Source organism: Streptomyces sp. BK208 (assembly GCF_004364245.1).
Taxonomy (GTDB): domain Bacteria; phylum Actinomycetota; class Actinomycetes; order Streptomycetales; family Streptomycetaceae; genus Streptomyces.
On sequence record NZ_SOAV01000011.1, the window covers coordinates 117022 to 140290 of the forward strand.

19 protein-coding genes are annotated in these 23269 nt (G+C 72.8%); 7 read left to right on the forward strand and 12 right to left on the reverse strand.

The features are described from left to right. Positions 1-48: 48 nt before the first annotated feature. The 10 genes from EV562_RS25605 to EV562_RS25645 form a co-directional block, all read right to left on the reverse strand. On the reverse strand, positions 49-1047 hold the full coding sequence (locus tag EV562_RS25605) for a sugar phosphate isomerase/epimerase family protein (protein ID WP_133889211.1): 999 nt from the start codon (positions 1045-1047) through the stop codon (positions 49-51). 16 nt (positions 1048-1063) lie between these two features. Beyond that, positions 1064-2347 (reverse strand): Gfo/Idh/MocA family oxidoreductase, encoded by a 1284-nt coding sequence (locus EV562_RS25610; protein ID WP_133889212.1) that lies wholly within the window; start codon positions 2345-2347, stop codon positions 1064-1066. 160 nt (positions 2348-2507) lie between these two features. Continuing rightward, a complete protein-coding gene (locus tag EV562_RS25615) occupies positions 2508-3551 on the reverse strand; it encodes a substrate-binding domain-containing protein (protein WP_133889213.1) in 1044 nt (347 codons plus the stop codon). 17 nt (positions 3552-3568) lie between these two features. After that, positions 3569-4588: an ABC transporter permease gene (locus tag EV562_RS25620; RefSeq protein WP_133889214.1), complete on the reverse strand. Its 1020-nt coding sequence runs from the start codon at positions 4586-4588 to the stop codon at positions 3569-3571. Next, entirely contained in the window at positions 4585-6102 is a 1518-nt protein-coding gene (locus EV562_RS25625) for a sugar ABC transporter ATP-binding protein (protein WP_133889215.1), read from the reverse strand. Before EV562_RS25625 ends, EV562_RS25620 begins: the two co-directional genes overlap by 4 nt. Positions 6103-6278: 176 nt before the next feature. Continuing rightward, positions 6279-7460, reverse strand: coding sequence for an ROK family transcriptional regulator (locus EV562_RS25630; protein WP_133889216.1), 1182 nt, complete (start codon positions 7458-7460; stop codon positions 6279-6281). A 281-nt stretch (positions 7461-7741) separates the two neighbouring features. After that, the gene (locus EV562_RS25635; RefSeq protein WP_133889217.1) at positions 7742-8419 is read right to left on the reverse strand and encodes a GntR family transcriptional regulator; all 678 of its coding nucleotides are present in this window, start codon (positions 8417-8419) and stop codon (positions 7742-7744) included. 146 nt (positions 8420-8565) lie between these two features. After that, a complete protein-coding gene (locus EV562_RS25640; protein ID WP_133889218.1) occupies positions 8566-9516 on the reverse strand; it encodes a beta-ketoacyl-ACP synthase III in 951 nt (316 codons plus the stop codon). Positions 9517-9694: 178 nt separating this feature from the next. Continuing rightward, positions 9695-9847 (reverse strand): hypothetical protein, encoded by a 153-nt coding sequence (locus EV562_RS35180; RefSeq protein ID WP_166661994.1) that lies wholly within the window; start codon positions 9845-9847, stop codon positions 9695-9697. Beyond that, positions 9816-11156 (reverse strand): OFA family MFS transporter, encoded by a 1341-nt coding sequence (locus EV562_RS25645; protein ID WP_133889219.1) that lies wholly within the window; start codon positions 11154-11156, stop codon positions 9816-9818. The genes EV562_RS35180 and EV562_RS25645 overlap by 32 nt, the downstream gene beginning before the upstream one ends. Before the next feature lie 169 nt (positions 11157-11325). Here EV562_RS25645 and EV562_RS25650 point away from each other — a divergent pair, with 169 nt between their 5' ends. The 6 genes from EV562_RS25650 (at position 11326) to EV562_RS25675 (ending at position 20105) form a co-directional block, all read left to right on the forward strand. Beyond that, entirely contained in the window at positions 11326-12297 is a 972-nt protein-coding gene (locus tag EV562_RS25650; protein ID WP_133889220.1) for a 2-dehydropantoate 2-reductase, read from the forward strand. After that, complete coding sequence (locus EV562_RS25655) at positions 12294-14222, forward strand: molybdopterin-dependent oxidoreductase (protein ID WP_133889221.1); 1929 nt, start codon at positions 12294-12296, stop codon at positions 14220-14222. Before EV562_RS25650 ends, EV562_RS25655 begins: the two co-directional genes overlap by 4 nt. After that, entirely contained in the window at positions 14203-16140 is a 1938-nt protein-coding gene (locus EV562_RS25660) for an NAD(P)H-dependent oxidoreductase subunit E (RefSeq protein ID WP_133889222.1), read from the forward strand. Before EV562_RS25655 ends, EV562_RS25660 begins: the two co-directional genes overlap by 20 nt. Next, positions 16137-16997 (forward strand): 2Fe-2S iron-sulfur cluster-binding protein, encoded by an 861-nt coding sequence (locus tag EV562_RS25665; RefSeq protein ID WP_133889223.1) that lies wholly within the window; start codon positions 16137-16139, stop codon positions 16995-16997. The genes EV562_RS25660 and EV562_RS25665 overlap by 4 nt, the downstream gene beginning before the upstream one ends. A gap of 32 nt (positions 16998-17029) precedes the next feature. Further along, on the forward strand, positions 17030-17878 hold the full coding sequence (gene fdhD, locus EV562_RS25670; protein WP_133889224.1) for a formate dehydrogenase accessory sulfurtransferase FdhD: 849 nt from the start codon (positions 17030-17032) through the stop codon (positions 17876-17878). A gap of 328 nt (positions 17879-18206) precedes the next feature. Beyond that, entirely contained in the window at positions 18207-20105 is a 1899-nt protein-coding gene (locus tag EV562_RS25675; protein ID WP_133889225.1) for an exo-alpha-sialidase, read from the forward strand. Positions 20106-20131: 26 nt separating this feature from the next. On the opposite strand, the gene EV562_RS25680 is transcribed toward EV562_RS25675, so the two are convergent. Then, the gene (locus tag EV562_RS25680) at positions 20132-21148 is read right to left on the reverse strand and encodes a bile acid:sodium symporter family protein (protein WP_166661995.1); all 1017 of its coding nucleotides are present in this window, start codon (positions 21146-21148) and stop codon (positions 20132-20134) included. A gap of 194 nt (positions 21149-21342) precedes the next feature. Here EV562_RS25680 and EV562_RS25685 point away from each other — a divergent pair, with 194 nt between their 5' ends. Continuing rightward, positions 21343-22224, forward strand: coding sequence for a LysR substrate-binding domain-containing protein (locus EV562_RS25685; RefSeq protein WP_133889227.1), 882 nt, complete (start codon positions 21343-21345; stop codon positions 22222-22224). On the opposite strand, the gene EV562_RS25690 is transcribed toward EV562_RS25685, so the two are convergent. After that, complete coding sequence (locus EV562_RS25690; RefSeq protein ID WP_243860173.1) at positions 22203-23180, reverse strand: Lrp/AsnC family transcriptional regulator; 978 nt, start codon at positions 23178-23180, stop codon at positions 22203-22205. The two genes, EV562_RS25685 and EV562_RS25690, sit on opposite strands and share 22 nt — an antisense overlap. Positions 23181-23269 lie beyond the last annotated feature (89 nt).

Genomic DNA, 23269 nt, shown 5'->3' on the forward strand with positions numbered 1-23269 from the left:
CCGGCGGCTGTGCCGGTCCCCGGTCCTGACCTGCCGTCGGGCGTGCGGTCAGCTGTTGAAGGCCGCGTCGAAGGACGCGCTGGGCGGCTCGAAGTCGAAGGCCTTGAGCCGGGTGAGGGCTTCGGGCGCGCCCTGCAGCCGGTCCATGCCGGCGTCCTCCCACTCGACGGAGACGGGCCCCTGGTAGTCGATGGAGCGCAGCATGCGGAAGACGTCCTCCCAGGGGACGTCGCCGTGCCCGGCCGACACGAAGTCCCAGCCGCGCCGCGGGTCGCCCCAGGGCAGGTGGGATCCGAGCCGTCCGTTGCGGCCGTCGAGGCGCTTGCGGGCCTCCTTGCAGTCGACGTGGTAGATCCGGTCGCGGAAGTCCCACAGGAAGCCGACGGGATCGAGGTCCTGCCACACGAAGTGGGAGGGGTCGAAGTTGAGCCCGAAGGCCGGCCGGTGGTCGACGGCCTCCAGCGCGCGCTGGGTGGTCCAGTAGTCGTAGGCGATCTCGCTGGGGTGGACCTCGTGGGCGAACCGGACGCCCTCGGCGTCGAAGACGTCCAGGATCGGGTTCCAGCGGTCCGCGAAGTCCTGGTAGCCGCGCTCGATCATCGACTCGGGGGCGGGCGGGAACATGGCGACCAGGTGCCAGATGGCCGAGCCGGTGAAGCCGATGACGGTGTCGACGCCGAGGCGGGCGGCGGCCCGCGCGGTGTCCTTGATCTCGGCCGCGGCGCGCTGCCGCACGCCCTCCGCGTCGCCGTCGCCCCAGATGCGGGCGGGCAGGATGGCCTCGTGGCGTTCGTCGATGATGGCGTCGCAGACGGCCTGGCCGACCAGGTGGTTGGAGACGGCCCAGCACTTGAGGCCGTACTTGTCGAGCAGCTGGTGGCGGGAGTCCACGTAGGAGGGGTCGGCGAGGGCCTTGTCGACCTCGAAGTGGTCGCCCCAGCAGGCGAGTTCCAGACCGTCGTAGCCGAAGTCGCGGGCGAGGCGGCAGACCTCCTCCAGGGGAAGGTCCGCCCACTGACCGGTGAAGAGTGTGAAGTTGCGCGGCATGTCGCTGCCAGCCTCCTCAGGGAATCTGGGTGTAGACGGAGTTCTTCTCGGCGCTCTCCTCCACGGCCGCGAGCACCCGCTGCACCTGCAGCCCGTCGGCGAAGGAGGGTTCGGGCCGGCGGCCCGCGGCGACGGCGTGCACGAGGTCGCGTGCCTGGTGCACGAAGGTGTGCTCGTAGCCCAGCCCGTGGCCGGGCGGCCACCAGGCGTCCAGGTAGGGGTGCTCGGGTTCGGTGACGAGGATGCGGCGGAAGCCCGCGTGCTCCCCGGGCTCCGTGGCGTCGTGGTACTCCAGCTCGTTGAGCCGTTCCAGGTCGAAGGCGAGCGAGCCGCGCTCGCCGTTGAGCTCGATGCGCAGGGCGTTCTTGCGGCCGGTGGCGTACCGGGTGGCCTCGAAGGAGATCAGGGCGCCGGAGGTGAGGCGGCCGGTGAACACGGCGGCGTCGTCGACGGTGACCTGTCCCGTCACGCCGTCCGCCGAGCCCGCGGTCAGTCCCCGGGGGGCGCCGGCGGGCAGCGGGCGTTCCCGCACGAAGGTCTCGGTGAGGGCGGAGACGCCCGCGATCCGCTCCCCCGACACGTACTGGGCGAGGTCGACGATGTGGGCGCCCAGGTCGCCGAGCGCGCCCGACCCGGCCAGCTCCTTGCGCAGTCGCCAGGTGAGCGGGGCCTTCGGGTCGACCAGCCAGTCCTGGAGGTACGTCACCCGCAGGTGCCGCAGGCGGCCGACGCGGCCCTCGGCGACCATCCTCCGGGCCAGCGCGGTGGCCGGGACCCGGCGGTAGTTGAACCCGACCATCGCCAGTTGCCCGCGTGCTCCGGCCTCCTCGGCGGCGCGGGTCATCGCCTGCGCCTCCTCCACGGTGTTGGCCAGCGGCTTCTCGCACAGGACGTGTTTCCCGGCGGCGAGCGCGGCGAGCGCGATCTCGGCGTGGCTGTCCCCGGGCGTGCAGATGTCGACGAGGTCGATGTCGTCCCGTTCGATCAGGGCCCGCCAGTCGGTCTCGGTGCTCGCCCAGCCGTGCCGGTCGGCCGCGAGGCGGACGGCGTCGGCGTCCCGCCCGCAGACGGCGGCCAGTACCGGGTTCAGCGGCAGGTCGAAGACCCGGCCGGCGGTGCGCCAGCCCTGGGAGTGCGCGGCGCCCATGAAGGCGTAGCCGACCATGCCGACGCGCAGGGGCGCTCTGGTCGCGGACGCCCCCGTCGCCGCCCCGGCCCCGGCGCCGGTATCGGTCCCGTTGTCGGTCCCGGCGGCTGCCTCCTCGGCGCCGGCCCCCTCGGGCTGCTGCGGCTGTCCCATGCGGATGTCCTCCTCGTCGTGGTGGCGCGGTGGGGGTGGGCCCCGCCCCGGCGGACCGGCTGGTCGGGCCGTCGCCGGGGCCAGGTCCCGTCGTCGGGCTCCCGTCGTCCGCCCGGCGGGCGCAAAGCGGACGGGAGTCCGACGACAGGGCCTGGACCCGTCACTTGAAGCCCGTGGACATGTACTGGTCGACGTTGTCCTTGTCCACGACGGCCGAGTAGCAGGTGACGGTCGAGGGGATCTCGAACTCGGCGAGGCCGCTGACGCCCTTGCCCTGGCCGAGGGCGCGGGCCAGGTCGATCGCGGAGGCGGCCATGGTCGGCGGGTAGAGGACCGTCGCCTTGAGCACGCCGCTGTCCGCCTTGATCGCCTGGAAGGCGGAGAGCGCGCCCGCGCCGCCGACCATCAGGAAGTCGTCGCGCCCGGCCTGCTCGATGGCGCGCAGGGCGCCCACTCCCTGGTCGTCGTCGTGGTTCCACAGGGCGTCGAAGTCCGACTGGGCCTGGAGCAGCTGGGCCATCTTGGCCTGGCCGGACTCCACGGTGAACTCGGCGGCCTGGCGGGCCACCTTCTTGATGTTCGGGTAGTTCTTCAGGCCGTCGTCGAAGCCCTGGGTCCGCTGCTGGGTCAGCTCCAGGTTGTCGATGCCGGCCAGCTCTATGACCTTGGCGTCGGGCTTGTCCTTGAGCTTCTCGCCGATGTAGTGGGCGGCGTTGAGCCCCATGCCGTAGTTGTCCCCGCCGACCCAGCAGCGGTACGCCTGGGGGCTGTTGAAGATGCGGTCCAGGTTGATGACCGGGATGCCGGCCCGCATCGCCTTCAGGCCGACCTGGGTGAGCGCCTTGCCGTCGGCCGGCAGCACCACCAGGACGTCGACCTTCTTGTTGATGAGGGTCTCGATCTGGCCGATCTGCTGCGCGGTGTCGTTGGAGCCCTCGGTGACCTCGAGGGTGACTTCCGAGTACTTCTCCGCGCGCTTCTTGGCCTGGTCGTTGATGGCGTTGAGCCAGCCGTGGTCGGCCTGCGGGCCGGCGTAGCCGATGGTGATGGGCTTGCCGGGCTTGTCGTCGGCGGCCGGCTGCGTGTCCGCGGCCTTGTCGTCGCCGTCGTCGGGGTCGTTGCTGGTGCACCCCGTGAGGACGGCACCGGCGGACACGGCGGCGGCTCCGAAGAGCAGCCCTCTGCGACTCGTGAGCTTCGTCATGACGGTGAACCCTTTCCTCAGTGCGTGCTTGCGGTACGGCGCTGGACCAGCACGGCGGCGACGATGATCGCGCCCTTGGCGATCTGCTGCACGTCGGTCTGCAGGTTGTTCAGGGCGAAGATGTTGGTGATCGTGGTGAAGATCAGGACGCCGAGCACGGATCCGAGGATGTGGCCCCGGCCGCCGGTCAGGAGGGTGCCGCCGATGATCGCGGCGGCGATGGCGTCGAGTTCGTAGAGGTTGCCGTTGGTGTTCTGGCCGGAGCCGGCCAGGACGATCAGCAGGAAGGCCGCGATGCCGCAGCACAGCCCGGACAGCAGGTACAGGTAGAGCCGCTGGCGGCGGACGTCGATGCCGGCCAGCCGGGCGGCCTCCGCGTTGCCGCCGACCGCGACGGTGCGCCGGCCGAAGGTGGTCCGGTTGAGGACCAGCCAGCCGACGACGGTGACCGCCGCGAACACCAGGACCAGCGGCGGGATGCCGAGGACGTAGGCGTCGCGCTCGCCGAGGTCCAGCACGCTGGAGACCGTGACGACCTGGGTGCGGCCGTCGGTGATCTGGAGCGCGAGGCCGCGCGCCGAGGCCAGCATGGCGAGGGTCGCGATGAACGGGACCATCTGGCCGAAGGCGATGAGCACCCCGTTGACGAGGCCGCAGCCCACGCCCACCACGATCGCCGTGAAGAGGATGCCGATGAACCCGTACTCCTGGGTGGCGACGGTCGTCGCCCACACCGAGGCGAGGGCGACGATGGCGCCGACGGACAGGTCGATGCCGCCGGAGACGATGACGAAGGTCATGCCGACGGTGACGACACCGATCACGGACGCCTGGGTGAGCACCAGTTGGAGGTTGCGGGTGTCGAGGAACGCGTCGGGCTGGGTGATGCCGCCGATGAGGACCAGGACGGCGAGCACGCCGAGCAGGGTGAGGGTGCGAACGTCGGCGCGGCCCAGCCGGACCCGCCAGTCGGGCGGGCCTTCCACCGGTGCCGCCTTGTCGGTGCCGCCCCGTGGCGGGGACACGTGCTGCGTCATGACGCCGGGCTTCCTTCCATCACGAGGTCGAGTACGCGGTGTTCGTCGAGTTCGCGGGCGGGGGCCTCGTGCACGACGCGGCCCTCGCGCAGCACCAGTACGCGGTCGGCGAGGCCCAGTACCTCGGGCACCTCGCTGGAGACCAGCAGCACGGCGAGGCCCTCGTCGGCGAGGCGCCGGATGACGGCGTACAGCTCGGCGCGGGCGCCGACGTCGACACCGCGCGTGGGTTCGTCGAGCAGCAGGACCCGGCAGCCGCGCAGCAGCCAGCGGGCGAGTACCGCCTTCTGCTGGTTGCCGCCGGACAGGGTGCGCACGGGCACGGACGGGTTGTCCGGCCGCAGCGACAGCTCGCGGGTCGCCTTGCGGGCCGCGCCCAGCTCGGCGCCGCGGTCGATCCAGCCGCCGCGGGAGAAGCGGGACATGGCGGAGACCGAGACGTTGCGGGTGACGGACTCCAGCATCAGCAGGCCCTGTGCCTTGCGTTCCTCGGGGGCGAGTCCGAGACCGGCGCGTACCGCGGCCCGCACGCTGCCGGGCCTGAGCGGGCGCCCGTCGACCAGGACCTGACCGGTGTGCGCCTTGCGGGCGCCGTAGACGGTCTCCAGGATCTCGGACCGGCCGGAGCCGACCAGCCCCGCGAGGCCGACGATCTCACCCGGTCGCACGTCGAGGTCGAGCGGCGCGAACTCGCCCTCCCTGGACAGCCCTTGGACCCTCAGTACGGGTTCGCCCACGGGCGGCGCGGCGGGCCGGTCGGGGAAGACGTACTCGACGTTGCGTCCCGTCATCAGCGCGACCACCTCGCGGGTCGGCGTCGACTCGGCGGGCAGCCCGCCGGCCACCGCCCGGCCGTCCTTGAGGACGGTGACCCGGTCGCCGATGCGGCGGATCTCCTCCAGGCGGTGCGAGATGTAGACGACGGCGACACCGTCGGCGGTGAGGTCGGCGACGATGCGGAAGAGGTTGTCGACCTCGTCCGGGTCGAGCGCAGCGGACGGTTCGTCCATCACGATCAGCCGTACGTCGTGCGAGAGTGCCCGCGCCATGGACACGATCTGCTGCTGGGCGGCCGACAGGTCCCCGACCAGCCGCCCGGGGTCGACCTCGGGATGTCCGAGCCGCTTGAGCAGCGCGGCCGTCGACGCCTTGGCCGTCTTTCCCCGCACGACGAAGCCGGCGGCGGTCGGTTCGTGGCCGAGGTGGACGTTCTCGGCCACCGACAGGTGCTCGACCAGGTCGAGTTCCTGGTAGATGGTGGCGATGCCGAGGCGCATGGCGGCGATGGGCGAGCGCAGGGTGACGTCCTCGCCCCGCCAGCGGATGGTGCCGGTGTCGGGCTGGTGGGCGCCGGCCAGCACCTTGATGAGGGTGGACTTCCCGGCGCCGTTCTGGCCGAGGAGGCAGTGCACCTCACCGGCCTGGACGTCGAGGTCGACGCCGTCGAGGGCCCGGACTCCGGGGAACGACTTGGTGATGCCGGACATGCTGAGCAGCGGTGGTTCTGGTGCCATGTGAGGTCCCCTCGGCGGGCTTGCGGGCCGGTGTCAGGGCAGAGCGGAGCAGGGCAGGGCGAAGCAGGGCACGGCGTGCCGTGCGGAACGGAGTGAGCCGGATCAGAACGGAGCTGAACGGAGCAGGGCAGGGCTGGGCAGGGCGCTGTGCTGGTGGTGCTCGGGAGCGAACGGGTCTACGCGGGTGAGAACAGGTGGTCGCTGATCAGCCGGGCCGCGCCGATGACTCCGGCGGTGGGGCCCAACTCCCCCAGGACGATGGGCAGGTTGCCGGTCGCCAGGGGCAGCGACTGGCGGTAGACCTGGGTGCGGATCGCGGCGAGCAGGTTGTGGCCGAGGCCGGTCACCCCGCCGCCGATCACCACCAGGCCCGGGTTGAAGAAGCTGACCAGGCCGGCGATGACCTGGCCGGTGCTGCGGCCGCCCTCCCTGATCAGGTCCAGTGCGGTGGCGTCGCCCGCGGCGGCCGCGGCGGCGACGTCGGCGGCGCTGAGGCCCCCGCTCGCCTCCAGCCGGTTCGCGAGCTCGGCCGACCGGCCCTGCTGGGCGGCCTCCATGGCGTCGCGGGCCAGGGCCGCGCCGCTGAAGTGGGCCTCCAGGCAACCGCGGTTGCCGCAGGCGCACTGGCGTCCGTCGGGCACCGCCTGGATGTGCCCGATGTCGCCCGCGCTGCCCGTGGTCCCGCGGTAGACCTCCCCGCCGACGACGATGCCGCAGCCGATGCCGGTACCGATCTTGACGACGAGGAAGTCGTGCTGGGTGCGGGCGACGCCCGCGTGCTGCTCGCCCAGCGCCATCAGGTTCACGTCGTTGTCGACCATGACGGGACAGCCGAGCTCCTGGCTGAGCGCCTCCCGCACGGGGAAGCCGTCCCAGCCGGGCATGATCGGCGGAGCCACCGGCACGCCCTCGGGGAAGCGGACCGGCCCAGGGACGCCGATGCCGGCGCCGTCGAAGCCCTCCGCGAGCCCGGAGGCGCGCAGCTTGGCGGCCATGGACAGCACCTGCTCGAAGACCGCGACCGGGCCCTCGCGCACGTCCAGGGGCTGGTTGATATGCCCCAGGATCTCCAGCTCGGCGTTGGTGACGGCGACGTCGACCGAGGTCGCGCCGATGTCGACGCCGAGGAAGCGCAGTTCGGGATTGAGCCGGACGTTGTGGCTGCGGCGCCCGCCGCGCGAGGCGGCGAGTCCGTCGGCCACGACGAGGCCGGTCTCCAGCAGCCGGTCCACCTCGACGGCCAGTTTGGACCTGGAGAGGTCGACCTGGTCGCCCAGCTGGGCACGGGAGTTGGGCCCGCCGTCGCGCAACAGCTGGAGCAGTCGCGCTTGGTGGGCGTTCGCGGGTCGTGCGGTCATGCGTCTCACGAGCCCCTCCCCGCCTCGATCGGCCTTGGGTCCGCCGGTTTCCGGCCACGTCCTCCGGTCGCTGGACGACCGGTCTTCGTGGCGTGCTTTCGGAGGGAACGTAGCAGTGGGCGCCGGGTGTGGGAAGAAGTCACGCACGAATTGCTGCGAACTTTCTCCACTGAGTGGACAAAGAAGGGACCGGCACCGGCCGTCCCGGATGCGCCGAGGCCGCCCGGCGATGACGCCGGACGGCCTCGGTAAGGGCTCTGACCTCGTGGTTCTCCGCGCGTCTACGAGGTCTCGCGCGCGTGGTAGGAGCGACGGGTGTGTTCCGTGTGCTCGCGCATCAGCCGGGTCGCCGACTGCTCGTCCCGGTCGGTGATGGCCGCGATCAGTCTGCGGTGCTCGTCCCAGGACTGCCGGCCTCGCTGCCGGGCGACCGGCGTGTAGTACCAGCGGACCCGGCGGTCGACCTGTGCGGCGAGTTCGGCGAGGACCGCGTTGCCCGCCAGCTCCATGACCGTGCCGTGGAAGCGGGCGTTGTAGGCGACCGCGGCGTCCACGTCGTCGGCGGCGACGGCCCGCTCCCCCTCCTCGCACAGCTCCTCCAGCACGGCGATGCCGGCACTGGAGGCGTTGGCGGCGGCCAGTCGCGCGGCCTCGGCCTCCAGGAGCGTACGGACCGTCAGGAGCTGGTCCGCCTCCTCCTCCGTCGGCTCGTGCACGAACGCGCCCTGTGCGGGGCGCAGATCGACCCAGCCCTCGGTGTTGAGCCGCTGCAGCGCCTCACGCACCGGCTGCCTGGACACCCCGAGGTGACCGGCCAGTTCACTCTCGACGAGGTGCTGGCCGGGCCGCAGGGCCCGGGTGGTGATGAGCTCGAGCAGCGCCTCGTAGACACGGTCCCGCAGCGGGCCGGGCCGCTCCAGCTTGGGCACCGCGCCCTGCGGCAGTCCTGCGGACAACATCGGACCCCCCTCGACGACCGGCACGCGACCAGTACGGGCAGTACGGGCAGTATCGATTGTCTTTCGTCTACAGTCTACGGCGCACCGGCCCTCCGGGGCCGGGCGTGTAGGCCACGTCACATGACGGGACGGCGCGGGGTGTCCGTTCAGGGGCAGCGGACGACCTGCCCGGCGTAGGAGAGGTTGCCGCCGAAGCCGAAGAGCAGCACCGGGTCGCCGGTGGTGATCTCGCCCCGCTCCACCAGCTTGGACAGTGCCAGCGGGATGCTCGCCGCCGAGGTGTTGCCGGACTCGACGACGTCGCGGGCGACGACGGCTCCGACGGCGCCGATCTTCGCGGCGAGGGGTTCGATGATGCGCAGGTTGGCCTGGTGCAGGACGACCGCGGCGAGGTCGGCCGGCGCGATGCCGGACCGCTCACAGGCCTGGCGCGCGATGGCGGGCAGCCGGGTGGTCGCCCAGCGGTAGACGCTCTGCCCCTCCTGCGCGAACCGCGGCGGCGTGCCCTCGATGCGGACCGCGTTGCCCATCTCGGGCACCGAGCCCCACAGCACGGGCCCGATCCCCGCCTCCTCGCCCGGCGCGCAGCCCTCCACGACGGCGGCCCCCGCCCCGTCGCCCACCAGTACACAGGTGGTGCGGTCGGTCCAGTCGGTCACCTCCGACATCTTGTCCGCGCCGACGACCAGCGCCCGGCTCGACGAACCGGCGCGCACGGCGTGGTCGGCGGTGGCCAGGGCGTGGGTGAAGCCCGCGCACACGACGTTGACGTCCAGCGCGGCGGGGCCGGGGATGCCGAGGCGGGCCGCGACGCGGGCGGCGGTGTTCGGGGAGCGGTCGATCGCGGTGGAGGTGGCGACCACGACCAGGTCCACGTCGGCGGGGGTGAGCCCGGCCGCCGCGAGCGCCTTGGCGGCGGCGTGGCCGGCCAGTTCGTCGACCGGCTCGTCGGGGCCGGCGATCCGGCGCGTACGGATGCCCACCCGGCTCGTGATCCACTCGTCGCTGGTGTCGACCATGCCCGCCAGGTCCTCGTTGGTGAGGATCCGGGCGGGCTGGTAGTGGCCGACGGCGGTGATGCGGGAGCCGTGGTGCATGGGTGGAGCCTCGCTGACCTCGGGTACGGGATCCACCAGTGTGATCAGTGACCGACGGGTACGACGGCAGGTGATACGACAGGAATCCGGCGCCCGGCTTGTCGGCTTCGGTCAGCACCCTCCGCCGCCCCGGCCGGCTCCGCCCTCCGGCCTCCCGGCCCCGTCCTCGCCGGCGCCCTCATCCGGTGAAGAGCTGGGTGGCCTTCCGGACGAGTTCGTACAGGCCGTAGGCGAGCGGTGCGCCCACCCAGAGCCAGGTGAGGGCGATCAGCGGCCGCCGGCCGGGCGGGGCGGCCGCGTCAGGCGGACTCTGGCTGCGGTCGGGTGACATCGTTGCCCTCCTTCTGCGTCGGGATCGCGGCTTCGTGGTGGCGGGCGTCGACGGGGCGGACGAGTTCGTTGGCGACGAAGCCGACGACCAGCAGCCCGATCATGATGAGGAAGGACGTGCCGTACAGGGCCGAGCCGTGCCGGCCGGCCTCCTCCTGGTGGTCGGCGATCCAGTTCACGATCAGCGGCCCGAGGACACCGGCCAGCGACCAGGCGGTGAGCAGCCGCCCGTGGATCGCGCCGACCTGGTAGGTGCCGAAGAGGTCCTTGAGGTAGGCGGGGGCCGTGGCGAAGCCGCCGCCGTAGAAGGACAGGACGACCAGCGCGCACAGGACGAACAGCGGCTTGGAGGAGTCGCCGAACAGTGCGATCAGGGTGTACATGAGCGCGCCGACGCCCAGGTACACGCGGTAGATGTTCTTGCGGCCGATGAGGTCGGAGGCGGAGGACCAGCCGATCCGGCCCGCCATGTTGGCCGCCGACAGCAGGGCCACGAAGCCGGCCGCGGCGGTCGCCGACACCGGGGTGGAGGAGTCAGCGAAGAAGTCCGTGATCATCGGCGCGGCCTTCTCCAGGATGCCGATGCCGGCCGTGACGTTCATGCAGAGCACGATCCACAGCAGCCAGAACTGCGGGGTGCGCACGGCCGACCGGGCCGAGACCTGGACGCCTTCGAGCGGCGCGGGCCCGCCGCCGGCCCGCTCCCGGGGACGCGGCACCCGCACCAGCAGCACACCCAGCAGCATGAAGACGGCGTACGAGAGGCCGTGGACGAGGAAGGCGAGGGCGATCCCCGAGTTGTCGGTGCCGAAGGACTCCAGCATCTGCGCCGACCAGGGCGAGGCGATGAGCGCGCCGCCGCCGAAGCCCATGATGGCGATGCCGGTGGCCATGCCGGGCCGGTCCGGGAACCACTTGATCAGCGTCGAGACGGGCGAGATGTAGCCGATACCGAGGCCGATCCCGCCGACGAAGCCGTAGCCCAGGACGATCAGCCAGTACTGCTCCACGGCAGCGCCGAGTGCGGAGAGCAGGAAACCGGACGAGAAGCAGACCAGGGCGACGGTCATCGCCCAGCGCGGTCCGTTCCGTTCGACGAGCGTGCCGCCGAACGCGGCCGACAGACCGAGCATGACGATGCCGAGCTGGAACGGCAGCGCGCTCTGCGTGCCGCTGAGGCCGAGCGCGGATTCCAGGGGCGGTTTGAACACGGACCAGGCATAGGCCTGGCCGATGGAGAGGTGGACCGAGAGAGCGGCCGGGGGGACGAGCCAGCGGCTCCAGCCCGGGGGCGCGACGGGGGGACTCATGGGTCCCCAACCGTATGGACCGGCACGGCGCTTGAGAAGACTGTTGAGCAGACAACCACTAGTGCTGCACAAAGCCTTGCTGCGCCAACTTCCATACTGTAGACAATATTTCGTCGACATCTCGTTCGGCGGTTCCGCGGTATCCCTCGACCGAACGGAGCTCCCCGTCATGAAAGTCGCAGTCCTCGGCGCCGGGGCGATCGGCGCCTACGTCGGCGCCGCGCTCCACCGTGCGGGCGCCGACGTGCATCTCATCGCCCGTGGACCGCACCTGGCGGCCATGAGGCAGTACGGAGTACGGGTGCGCAGCCCGCGCGGCGACTTCACCGCGCACCCCCGGGCTACCGACGACCCGGCCGAAGTGGGCCCGGCCGACTACGTGTTCCTGGGTCTGAAGGCCAACTCGTACGCGGCGTGCGGGCCGCTGATCGAGCCGTTGCTGCACGAGGGCACGGCGGTCGTCGCCGCCCAGAACGGCATCCCCTGGTGGTACTTCCACCGGCACGGCGGCCCCTGGGACGGGCGTCGTCTCGAAAGTGTGGACCCGGCCGGCGCGGTCAGTGCGGTGCTCGCGCCCGAGCGGGCCGTCGGCTGCGTCGTGTACGCGGCCACCGAACTGGAACAGCCGGGCGTCGTACGGCACGTGGAAGGCACCCGGTTCTCGATCGGCGAGCCCGGCCGGGAGGTCTCGGCGCGGTGCCTGGCGTTCAGCGAGGCGATGCGCGCGGGCGGTCTGAAGTGCCCGGTCGAGCGGGACCTGCGCGGCGACATCTGGCTGAAGCTGCTGGGCAACATCTCCTTCAACCCGATCAGCGCCCTGGCCCGGGCCACCATGCGGCAGATGTGCCTGCACGGCGGCACCCGGACGGTCATCGAGACCATGATGACCGAGACGCTCGCGGTCGCCGGCGCCCTCGGCTGCGAGGTCGGCGTCTCCATCGAACGCCGGCTCGCGGGCGCCGAGAAGGTCGGCGACCACCGCACCTCCACGCTCCAGGACCTGGAGCGCGGCAAGCCGCTCGAACTCGACGTACTGCTCGCCGCCGTCGTCGAGCTGGCGGAGATCACCGGGGTCCCGGTGCCCACCCTGCGCACCGTGCACGCCCTGTCGGACCTGCTCGCGCTGAGGAGCGCCGCATGAGGAAACGCGACCGCACCCCCAAGACCTACACCCGTCTCACCCACCCCCTGGTCCGGGACTCGCGCGACGAGCCCTTCCGCCGGGCGACCTGGGAGGAGGCCCTGGACCGCACGGCCAGGGGCCTGACCGCGGCGCGCGGCGCGTTCGGCATGTTCTCCTGCGCGCGGGCGACCAACGAGATGAACTTCGTGGCGCAGAAGTTCGCCCGGGTGGTCATGGGCACCCACAACGTCGACTCCTGCAACCGCACCTGTCACGCGCCGAGCGTCGCGGGCCTCTCGGCCGCCTTCGGCTCGGGCGGCGGCACCTCCTCCTACGAGGAGATCGAGCACACCGACGTCATCGTGATGTGGGGCTCCAACGCCCGTTTCGCGCACCCCATCTTCTTCCAGCACGTGCTGAAGGGCGTGCGCGACGGCGCCCGCCTGTACGCCGTCGACCCGCGCCGCACCTCCACCGCCGAGTGGGCGGAGAGCTGGCTCGGCCCGAACGTCGGCACGGACATCCCGCTGGCGCACGCGGTCGGTCGCGAGATCATCCACGCGGGTCTGGCAAACGAGGCGTTCATCGCGCGCGCGACCACGGGTTACGAGGAGTACAAGGCCCTCGTGGAACCCTGGACCCTGTCCCTCGCCGAGAAGGTGACCGGCGTACCGGCCGCCGCCGTCCGCGAGCTGGCCCACGCCTACGCCCGGGCCGAGCGCGCCCAGCTGTGCTGGACCCTCGGCATCACGGAGCACCACAACGGCACGGACAACGTCCGCGCCCTGATCAACCTCTCCCTGCTCACCGGGCACGTCGGCCGCTACGGCTCCGGCCTGCAGCCCCTGCGCGGCCAGAACAACGTGCAGGGCGGCGGTGACATGGGCGCCATCCCCAACCGGCTCCCCGGCTTCCAGGACGTGCTCGACGCGGAGGTCCGCCGGAAGTTCGAGACCGCCTGGGACACGGTGGTCGAGCCGCGTCACGGGCTCACCCTGACCGAGATGTTCGAGGCCATGGACGAGGGCACGCTCCGCGCCGTCTACTGCATCGGCGAGAACCCGGCCCAGTCGGAGGCGGACGCCGAGCAGGCGGTACGCCGCCTCGGCGCGCTGGACTTCCTGGTCGTCCAGGACATCTTCCTCACGAAGACCGCCGAACTGGCCGACGTGGTCCTGCCGGCCACCGCGGGCTGGGCGGAGACGGAGGGCACCACCACCAACAGCGAACGGCGCGTCCAACGCGTCCGCAGGGCCGTGACCCCGCCTGGCGAGGCCCGCGAGGACATCGACATCCTCTGCGACCTCGCCGCCCGCCTCGGCCACGACTGGAAGTACGCCGACGCGGAGGCGGTCTGGAACGAACTGCGCGCCCTCTCCCCCGACCATCACGGCATGACGTACGCCCGCCTGGAGGAGCACCAGGGCATCCAGTGGCCGTGCCCGAGCACGGAGGGACTGGAACCGCCCTACCTGCACGCCCGGTTGTGGGACCCGGACCCCGTCCGTCGCGGTCCGCCGGCCCCCTTCGGCATCGTCCGGCACGACCCGCCCGTGGACCTCACCGACGAGCAGTATCCGATCCGGCTGACCACGGGACGCCGTCTCGACTCCTACAACACCGGTGTGCAGAGCGGCGGTTACGCCTCCCCGTTGCGCCGGGGCGAGTCGGTCGAGCTCTGCCCCGAGGACGCCGAACGCTACGGCGTGATGGCCGGCGAGGAGGTCCGGGTGACCTCACGACGCGGTTCGCTGCTGGCCCCCGTGTGGGTCGACCCGGCCCTGCGCCCGGGCCTGGCCTTCATGAGCTTCCACTTTCCCGACGAGGTGGACACCAACCAGCTGACCATCGAGGCCAACTGCCCGATCGCCGGAACGGCGGAGTTCAAGGCCTCGGCGATCCGGATCGAGAAGGTGAGCACCGGTGGACCTGCGCTTCGGTGACGGCAAGCCCACGGACGAGGAACGCGCCGCCGTGGACGCCCTGCTCGGCCCGCCCGAGTCGTCCTGGGAGGGCGCCGACCGCTCCGACGCCGACCTGCGGTGGGCCCGGGGCGGCCGGGAGGCCCGGGACCGCCGCGACCGGCTCCTGCCCGCCCTGCACGCACTCAACGACCGCGTCGGCTGGATCAGCGAGGGCGCCCTGGACTACGTCTGCCGCCGCCTGACGGTCCCGCCGGCCGAGGCGTACGGGGTGGCCACCTTCTACGCGATGTTCTCGGTCCGCCCGCGCCCGGCGACCGTCCTGCACGTCTGCACCGACCTCGCGTGCACGGCCGCGGGGGCGGCCTCCCTGTGCGCGGACGTGGAGACACGCCTGGGCCCGGAGACCGGCGTGAAGGTCGAGCGCTCGCCGTGCCTGGGCCTGTGCGAACGGGCTCCGGCGGCACTGGTGATCCGGGCGGGTGCTCCAGGAGCAGCCCGTCCGGCGTTTGAGGACGAGGTCGTCCAGGCCGAAGGCGGGGGTCCGGGGGCGGCAGCCCCCGGGGACGGGACAGGGAAGGGGCAGCGGGGGCGAAACACCCTCCACGCGACGGCGATATGCGCCCCCGCGACCCCCGACCGGGCAGTCCACGCGGCCGTCTCACCTGAATCGGCGCCCACCGAGCCCGCCCCCGAAACAGCGGTCCCCCAGACCGGTGACCCCAACCTCACCCTCCTCCACCGCATCGGCACCGTGGACCCCGCCTCCCTCGACGACTACCGGGCCCACGGCGGCTACACCGCCCTCCGCCGCGCCTTCGAACTCGGCCCCGCCGGCGTCATCCGCGAGGTCACCGACGCCGGCCTGGCAGGCCGCGGCGGCGCCGCCTTCCCCACCGGCCGCAAGTGGCAGGCGACCGCCGCCCAGCCCGACCACCCGCACTACCTCGTGTGCAACGCCGACGAATCCGAACCGGGCACCTTCAAGGACCGCGTCCTCATGGAGGGCGACCCGTACGCCCTGGTCGAGGCCATGACGATCGCCGCCTACGCGACCGGCGCCCACCGGGGTTACCTCTACCTCCGGGGCGAGTACCCCCGCGCCCTCGCCCGCCTCACCCACGCCATCGGGCAGGCCCGTACCCGCGGCCTCCTCGGCGACGACGTCCTCGGCCAGGGCTACGCCTTCGACATCGAGATCCGGCGCGGCGCAGGCGCGTACGTCTGCGGCGAGGAGACGGCCCTGTTCAACTCCATCGAGGGCCACCGCGGCGAGCCCCGCTCCAAGCCCCCGTTCCCCGTGGAGAAGGGCCTGTTCGGCAAGCCCACGGTCGAGAACAACGTCGAGACCCTGGTCAACGTCCTGCCCGTCCTGACGCGGGGCGCCGCGGCCTACGCCGCGATCGGCACCCCGGCGTCCACCGGCCCGAAGCTGTTCTGCGTGTCCGGCACCGTGGCCCGCCCCGGCGTCTACGAACTCCCGTTCGGCGCGACGCTCGGCGAGCTGCTCACCCTCGCCGGCGTCCGCGACAACCTCCGCGCGGTCCTGCTCGGCGGCGCCGCCGGCGGCTTCGTACGCCCCGACGAACTCGACATCCCGCTCACCTTCGAGGGCACCCGCGAGGCCGGCACGACCCTCGGCTCCGGGGTGGTCATGGCCTTCGACGACACGGTGCCGCTCCCCCGCCTCCTGCTGCGCGTGGCGGAGTTCTTCCGTGACGAGTCGTGCGGTCAGTGCGTGCCGTGCCGGGTCGGCACCGTCCGCCAGGAAGAGGCACTGCGCCGGATCGTCGACCGCACAGGCGCGGGCGCCGCCCCCGACATCGCCCTCCTGCGCGAGGTCGGCCGCGCGATGCGGGACGCCTCGATCTGCGGTCTGGGGCAGACCGCGTGGAACGCCGTGGAATCCGCCATCGACCGTCTGGGAGCGTACGAATGACCGCGATACCGCTCGGAGTGCCGCGCCGGCTGGTGGAGTTCACCCTCGACGGGCAGGAGGCCCGGGTCCCCGAAGGGTCCACGCTCCTCGACGCCTGCCGGGCCGCCGGGAAGGACGTCCCGACCCTGTGCGAGGGCGACACACTCGCCCCGAAGAACGCCTGCCGCCTCTGCGTGGTCGACGTCGAGGGCGCCAGGACGCTCGCGCCCGCCTGCTCGCGCAAGGCGGAGCAGGGCATGGTGGTGCGCACGGACACCGAGCGCGCCCGGCACAGCCGCAGACTCGTCCTCGAACTCCTCGCCTCCTCCGTCGACCTCTCCGCCACGCCCTCGGCCGCGCAGTGGATCGAGGACCACGGGGCGAAGCCCGACCGCTTCGGCCCGGACGCGGCCCGCGTCGACGAGGAACCGCGCGTGGACAACGACCTCTACGTGCGGGACTACGGCAAGTGCGTCCTCTGCTACAAGTGCGTCGACGCCTGCGGCGACCAGTGGCAGAACAGCTTCGCCATCTCCGTCTCCGGCCGCGGCTTCGACGCCCGGATCTCGGTCGAGCACGACGCCCCGCTGACCGACTCGGCCTGCGTCTACTGCGGCAACTGCATCGAGGTGTGTCCCACGGGGGCCCTGTCCTTCAAGTCGGAGTTCGACATGCGGGCGGCCGGCATCTGGGACGAGGAACGGCAGACGCAGACGACGACGGTCTGCGCGTACTGCGGAGTGGGCTGCAACCTCACGCTCCACGTGCAGGACAATGAGATCGTGAAGGTCACCTCTCCACACGACAACCCGGTGACCCACGGCAACCTGTGCATCAAGGGCCGCTTCGGCTACCAGCACGTACAGAACCGGGACTGACCGGCACACCGACCGGCGCAAGGGACACGAACATGGGACGAGTCACGGAACGACGCAAGGTGATCCGCGTGCGGGACGGCGCGGTCTCCACCCGGCCGGACACGCTCGTCGCCGAGGAACCGCTGGAGATCCGGCTGAACGGCAAGCCGCTCGCCATCACCATGCGCACACCCGGCGACGACTTCGCACTCGCCGCCGGTTTCCTGGTCAGCGAGGGCGTGCTCGCCGAGCAGGCTGACCTCCAGAACATCGTGTACTGCGCGGGGGCGACGGCCGACGGGTCCAACACGTACAACGTGGTCGACGTACGGACCGCCCCCGGGGTGCGCGTCCCCGACATCACCCTGGAGCGGAACGTCTACACCACCTCGTCCTGCGGCCTGTGCGGCAAGGCGAGCCTGGACGCGGTGCGTACGACGACCCGCTGGCCCGTCGCCGACACGCCCCGGGTCAGCGTCACCCCCGAGCTGCTGGCCGGGCTGCCCGACCGGCTGCGCGCCTCGCAGCGGGTCTTCGACCGGACCGGCGGACTGCACGCGGCGGCCCTGTTCACCGAGGACGGCGAGCTGGTGGACGTGCGGGAGGACGTGGGCCGGCACAACGCGGTCGACAAGCTGGTCGGCCGCGCCCTGCAGAACGGCGGTCTGCCTCTGTCCCGCTCCGTGCTGCTGGTGTCGGGCCGGGCCTCCTTCGAGCTGGCCCAGAAGGCGGTGATGGCGGGCATCCCGGTGCTGGCGGCCGTGTCGGCGCCGTCCTCGCTCGCGGTGGACCTCGCGGCCGAGACGGGGCTGACGCTGGTGGGCTTCCTGCGCGGCAGCACCATGAACGTGTACGCGGGTGAGGACCGCGTCGCCCTGCGGGCCACGGCCGCGCAGGGCTGACCCGCCTCCCCGCGACACGGCGGCGGGGCCCCTGCCGGCGGGGAGCGCCCCCTGCGCCCCGGGGGCCCCGCCTCGACCGCGTCAGCCGTCCGGCTCCGCACCGGCGATCCGCCGGACCGGATCCGCCACGAGGCCGTCGTGTCGCGCGCCGCCCCCGGGTGGGTCGTGCTCGGCCTCTGCGGCCCAGCCCCCCACCGATCTCGTCCCGGCCCCGGCCCCGGCCCCGACACGCGGGACCGGCGCGGTCCCGGCGGACACCGGGTGCCTCTAGTACTGATGTCCGGAACGGCCCCTCCCCCCGTCGGCCGCCCGAAGGACTGACCGCGCCATGCCGTTCCCGTCTCCCCGCCTCCTCCTGCCGGCCCTGGCCCTCCTGTCGTGCGGGCCGGCCCTGTCCCCTCTCCCCGCGCACGCGCTGTCCGGTGATCTCGACCGCGCCCCCGCGTTCGAGCAGCAGGTGCTCTTCGACGCGGCCCGGGATCCGGGCGGTTACGCGTGCTTCCGCATCCCGGCGATCGTGCGCACGACGGGCGGCACGCTGCTCGCCTTCGCCGAGGGCCGCGTCCTCGACTGCGCCGACGCCGGTGACATCGACATCGTCCTCAAGCGCTCCACCGACGGCGGACGCACCTGGGGCCCGCTCCAGGTCGTCGACGACGGCGGCGGCGACACCCACGGCAATCCGAGCCCGGTCGTGGACCGCACGACCGGCCGCGTCCTCCTGCTGTCGACGTACAACGCGGGCCGCACGGACGCCTCGAACTGCGCGGTGCCCTGCGCCCGCACACCGCACCTGCGGCACAGCGACGACGACGGCCGCACCTGGTCCGCCTCCCGCGACCTGAGCCCCGGGATCCGGCCGCCCGACTGGAACTCCTGGTACGCCACCGGCCCCGCGCACGGCGTCCAGCTCACCGGCGGCGCCCACCCCGGGCGGCTCGTCGTCGGCGTCAACGCCGAGACCTGGGACGGCACCCGCGTCACGGCCAACCACGCGGCCCTCGTGGTCAGCGACGACGGCGGCGAGCACTGGAAGACCGGCGCCACCGACACGTGGCCCGTCGCCGCAGACGGCACCTTCCGGCAGAAGCCCTCCGAGCTGACCCTCACCGAACGCGCCGACGGCGTGCTCCTGGTCAGCGGCCGCGAGGAGAACGGCACCGACCTGGGCCACCGCACCCAGGCCCTCAGCCACGACGGCGGCGACGGCTTCACGGCACCCTTCCGCGCCCTGCCCGACCTGTACGCCCCGCAGGTGCAGGGCGCGCTGCTGCGCCTGGGCGACCGCGTCCTGCTGTCCGCGCCCGCCGATCCGGACCGCCGCCGGACGATGGCGGTCCGCTCCTCCTGGGACGGCGGCGCGACCTGGGACAGCGTGGACCGCGGCACGGTCGTCACCCGGGACTGGGCGGGCTACTCGGACCTGGTGGCCGTCGACGGCCACACCGTGGGCCTGCTGTACGAGGGCGGGACGTCCGACGCCCGCGACGAGATCCGCTTCGCCCGCTTCACCGAGGACCGGCTCGCACCGCGCCGGGCCGCCGACCCCACCACCCCTGACCTCGCCGCCGGTGCCGCGCCCGCGACCGTGCTCGGCGGCGCGGGTACGACGGACGGCGCGGTGGGCGGCGCGCTCGCGTTCGACGGCGCCGACGACGCCGTACGGCTGCCCTACGACGCGCGGTTGCCGCTCGGGGACGGGGACTTCACGGCGGCGCTGTGGCTGCGGTACTCGGCGGCCGACGGGGAGCAGCCGCTGCTGTGGATGGGCGGCGTCGGCACCACGCAGCCCCAGGTGTGGCTGCGCGCCGAGCCCGGCAACGGGCGGGTGCAGGGGCTGATCACCGCGCGGGAGGGCGGGGCGGGACCGCGCTCGGCGTGGGTGCGCACCGACCGGGCCCTGAACGACGGGCAGTGGCACCACCTGGCGCTGCGCCGGGGCTCGGGCCGGCTCACGCTGTTCGTCGACGGTGCGGCGGTGGCCGACGCGGCGGACGTGCCGGGTTCGGTGAGCCGGAACTCGCCCTTCGGGGTGCACGTCGGCGAGCGGATGGACGGCCGGGCCCGTCTCACCGGCGCCGTCGACGACGTGCGCGTGTGGAACCGGGCGCTGACCGACGGGGAGATCGCCGCCGGAGCCCCGCCCTCCGCCACCGGGAGCACCGTGCTGCACCTGCCCCTGGACCGCGTGGACGGGACGGAGGCGGAACGAGGCACGGGCCGCTGAGCCCCACCGCGTCCGCATCCGCGCGCTCACGCCCGGCCGGGTCGGCCTCCGGTGCCGGCCGCCGTGTGTTCCGGGGCGTCCGGCGCCTCGGACGCGACCGCCTCCGGGTCGCGCGAGCGCCGCTTGGCGATCACCGCGCACACCATCAGCTGCATCTGGTGGAAGAGCATCAGCGGCAGCACCGCCAGCGAGGCCTGGGCGCCGAACAGCACGCTCGCCATGGGCAGTCCGGCGGCCAGCGACTTCTTGGACCCGGCGAACTGGATCGCGATCCGGTCCTGGCGCCCGAAGCCCAGTCCCTTCGCCCCGTACCAGGTCAGGACGAGCATCACGGCCAGCAGCACCGCCTCCACGACCAGCAGCCCGGCCAGCCGCACGGGGCTCACCTGGTGCCAGATGCCCCGGACCATGCCCTCGCTGAACGCCGTGTAGACGACCAGCAGGATCGAGCCGCGGTCGACGAGCCCGAGCACCTTCTTGTGCCGGGCGACGAAGCCCCCGATCCACCGGCGCAGCGACTGCCCGGCCACGAACGGCACCAGCAGTTGCAGCACGATCTCCACCACCGAGTCGGCGGAGAACCCGCCTCCGCCGCTCCCCAGCAGGGCGGCGGCCAGCAGCGGGGTGACCACGATGCCGACCAGGGAGGAGAAGGACCCCGCGCAGATGGCGGCGGGCACGTTGCCGCGGGCGATGGAGGTGAAGGCGATCGAGGACTGGATGGTCGACGGGACCAGGGTGAGGAAGAGCAGGCCCTGGTGGAGGGGATCGGTGAGGAACACCGGGACCAGACCGCGGGACGCCAGGCCGAGCAGCGGGAAGACCACGAAGGTGCAGGCCAGCACGGTGACGTGGAGACGCCAGTGCCGTACGCCGTCCATCGCCTCACGGGTGGAGAGCCGGGCACCGTAGAGGAAGAAGAGGAACGCGATCGCGGCGGTCGAGGCGCCGGAGGCGACGTCCGCGCCCGTGCCGCGGGCCGGGAGCAGCGCCGCGAGGCCCACCGTGCCGAGCAGCAGGAGGATGTACGGATCGATCGGCATCCGACCCGGCCGGCGCAGGCGTTTCACGGTGCTCCACTTGCTCGCTGCTTGCTACGACTCGTCCGACTCTTCCGACTCGTCCGAAGGGATCACGGGTCCCCGCTCCATCGTGCCCTCCCGTCCGGCGATCGGGAATCCGGTACACCGCTCTGACTGTCATCACGTTCACCGATGACCGCCGCTAGGCTGGCGGCATGTACGACCCCTCCCACCTGCGTACGTTCCTTTCGGTGGCCCAGACGCTGAGCTTCACGCAGGCCGCCCGGCGGCTCGGGCTGCGTCAGTCGACGGTGAGCCAGCACGTGCGGCGCCTGGAGGACGCCACCGGACGGCAGCTCTTCAGCCGCGACACGCACTCCGTGGAGCTGACGGAGGACGGGGAGGCGATGCTCGGGTTCGCGCGCCGGATCCTGGACGTGCACGAGCAGGCGACGGCCTTCTTCACGGGCACCCGGCTGCGGGGGCGGCTGCGGTTCGGGGCGTCCGAGGACTTCGTGCTGACCCGGCTGCCGGAGATCCTGGAGGCATTCCGGCACGACCACCCCGAGGTCGACCTGGAGCTGACGGTGGAGCTGTCGGGGACGCTGCACGAGCGGCTGGCCGCGGGGAAGCTGGACCTGGTGCTCGCCAAGCGGCGGCCGCAGGACCCGCGCGGTGAGCCGGTGTGGAGCGACCGGCTGGTGTGGATCGGCGCGGAGCGGCTGCGCCTGGACCCGGACCGGCCGGTGCCGCTCATCGTCTATCCGCCGCCGGGCATCACCCGCGCGCTCGCCCTGGACGCCCTGCAGCGGGAGGGCCGCGCGTGGCGCATCGCCTGCACCAGCGGCAGCCTCAACGGCCTGATCGCCGCCGCCCGCGCGGGCCTGGGTGTGATGGCGCACTCGCGCGGCCTGGTCCCGCCCGGTCTGGTGCGGGTGCCGGACCGGGCGGGACTGCCCGAGCTGGGCGGCGTGGACTTCGTGCTGGTGCACGGCCGGCGCCGCCCCTCGGCCCAGGGCGCCGCGGACGCCCTGGCGGCGGCGATCCTGGCGGGCGGCGACCGGCTGCACCGTCCTCAGCGCGCGGGCGTGGCGTAGGTGAGCTGTTTGACCCGGCGCAGGAAGGGCGAGGCCTCCACGTGATGGACGCCCTCCAGGCGGCCGAGCGGACCGCTGAGGTAGGCGTAGAGGGCTGCGGTGCTGCGGACGGCCGCGGTGGCGACGATGTTGGACGGTCCGGCCGTGGCGGCGGCGTGGGCGATCTCGTCGTGTCCGGCCAGGGCCTCGCCGACCCGGTGCAGCGCGGCGGGGCTGGTGGTGAGCCACAGCACCGCGGCGGTCGGATATCCGAGGATCTCCGAGTGGTACTCCACGTCGATGTACACGGCTCCGGAGCCCAGCAGCGCGGCCAGACGGCGTTTGACCGCTGACTCGGAGCGGCCGGTGGCGCGCTGGAGCTCGGGGTAGCCGGCCCGCCCGTCGCGTTCCAGGACGTCGAGCAGCGGCTCGTCCTCGGGGTCGATGCGGGCCGGTCCCGGGCGGCTCGGTCCGGTCTCCGGCCGCAGCGCCGCGACCTGGTCGTCGTCGAGGACGCCGAACTTGCGCAGCCAGCCGCTGGGCCCGCCGTAGAAGCGGTGCAGGACCTGGTGGGCGTGGATCTCCAGGACGTGCGGGGTGCGCGGCAGCTTGCCGAGGAGCAGGTCGTCCCGGTCGCCCGGGCTGCGCGGCCGGGTGCCGAAGATGATCTCCGTGCCGCCCGCGGCCAGCCCGATCCAGTTGGTGTCGGGCCGCTTGGCGAGGGCGTCCGCGATGGCGGCCGCGCTGTCGGGGACGCAGCGCAGCCGCAGCGTCCAGTGGTCCTGACCGAGCGCCGCGGGGTCCCGGACCGCGACCACCCGCAGCCCGCCCTCGGCGCGGAGCCTGCGGTAGCGGCGGGCGACGGTCTGGTCGGAGACGCCGAGCACCGCCCCGATACGGCTGAAGGAGGCGCGGCCGTTGACCTCCAGCGCGTTCAGCAGGCTCAGGTCGAGTTCGTCGACCGTGTCGGATTCCATCCGCAACGGGGCCTCTCCCATCGGGTTCCGTCACTCGAGCGCCGTGGACGGGGTCGATCTGCCGGTTCCGGTCCATCGTACGGAGGCAC

Coding starts and splice junctions, on each gene's coding strand:
- EV562_RS25605 (WP_133889211.1), bottom strand. CDS start 1,047: ATGCCGCGCAACTTCACACTCTTCACCGGTCAGTGGGCGGACCTTCCC.
- EV562_RS25610 (WP_133889212.1), bottom strand. CDS start 2,347: ATGGGACAGCCGCAGCAGCCCGAGGGGGCCGGCGCCGAGGAGGCAGCC.
- EV562_RS25615 (WP_133889213.1), bottom strand. CDS start 3,551: ATGACGAAGCTCACGAGTCGCAGAGGGCTGCTCTTCGGAGCCGCCGCC.
- EV562_RS25620 (WP_133889214.1), bottom strand. CDS start 4,588: ATGACGCAGCACGTGTCCCCGCCACGGGGCGGCACCGACAAGGCGGCA.
- EV562_RS25625 (WP_133889215.1), bottom strand. CDS start 6,102: ATGGCACCAGAACCACCGCTGCTCAGCATGTCCGGCATCACCAAGTCG.
- EV562_RS25630 (WP_133889216.1), bottom strand. CDS start 7,460: ATGACCGCACGACCCGCGAACGCCCACCAAGCGCGACTGCTCCAGCTG.
- EV562_RS25635 (WP_133889217.1), bottom strand. CDS start 8,419: ATGTTGTCCGCAGGACTGCCGCAGGGCGCGGTGCCCAAGCTGGAGCGG.
- EV562_RS25640 (WP_133889218.1), bottom strand. CDS start 9,516: ATGCACCACGGCTCCCGCATCACCGCCGTCGGCCACTACCAGCCCGCC.
- EV562_RS35180 (WP_166661994.1), bottom strand. CDS start 9,847: ATGTCACCCGACCGCAGCCAGAGTCCGCCTGACGCGGCCGCCCCGCCC.
- EV562_RS25645 (WP_133889219.1), bottom strand. CDS start 11,156: ATGAGTCCCCCCGTCGCGCCCCCGGGCTGGAGCCGCTGGCTCGTCCCC.
- EV562_RS25650 (WP_133889220.1), top strand. CDS start 11,326: ATGAAAGTCGCAGTCCTCGGCGCCGGGGCGATCGGCGCCTACGTCGGC.
- EV562_RS25655 (WP_133889221.1), top strand. CDS start 12,294: ATGAGGAAACGCGACCGCACCCCCAAGACCTACACCCGTCTCACCCAC.
- EV562_RS25665 (WP_133889223.1), top strand. CDS start 16,137: ATGACCGCGATACCGCTCGGAGTGCCGCGCCGGCTGGTGGAGTTCACC.
- fdhD (WP_133889224.1), top strand. CDS start 17,030: ATGGGACGAGTCACGGAACGACGCAAGGTGATCCGCGTGCGGGACGGC.
- EV562_RS25675 (WP_133889225.1), top strand. CDS start 18,207: ATGCCGTTCCCGTCTCCCCGCCTCCTCCTGCCGGCCCTGGCCCTCCTG.
- EV562_RS25680 (WP_166661995.1), bottom strand. CDS start 21,148: ATGCCGATCGATCCGTACATCCTCCTGCTGCTCGGCACGGTGGGCCTC.
- EV562_RS25685 (WP_133889227.1), top strand. CDS start 21,343: ATGTACGACCCCTCCCACCTGCGTACGTTCCTTTCGGTGGCCCAGACG.
- EV562_RS25690 (WP_243860173.1), bottom strand. CDS start 23,180: ATGGAATCCGACACGGTCGACGAACTCGACCTGAGCCTGCTGAACGCG.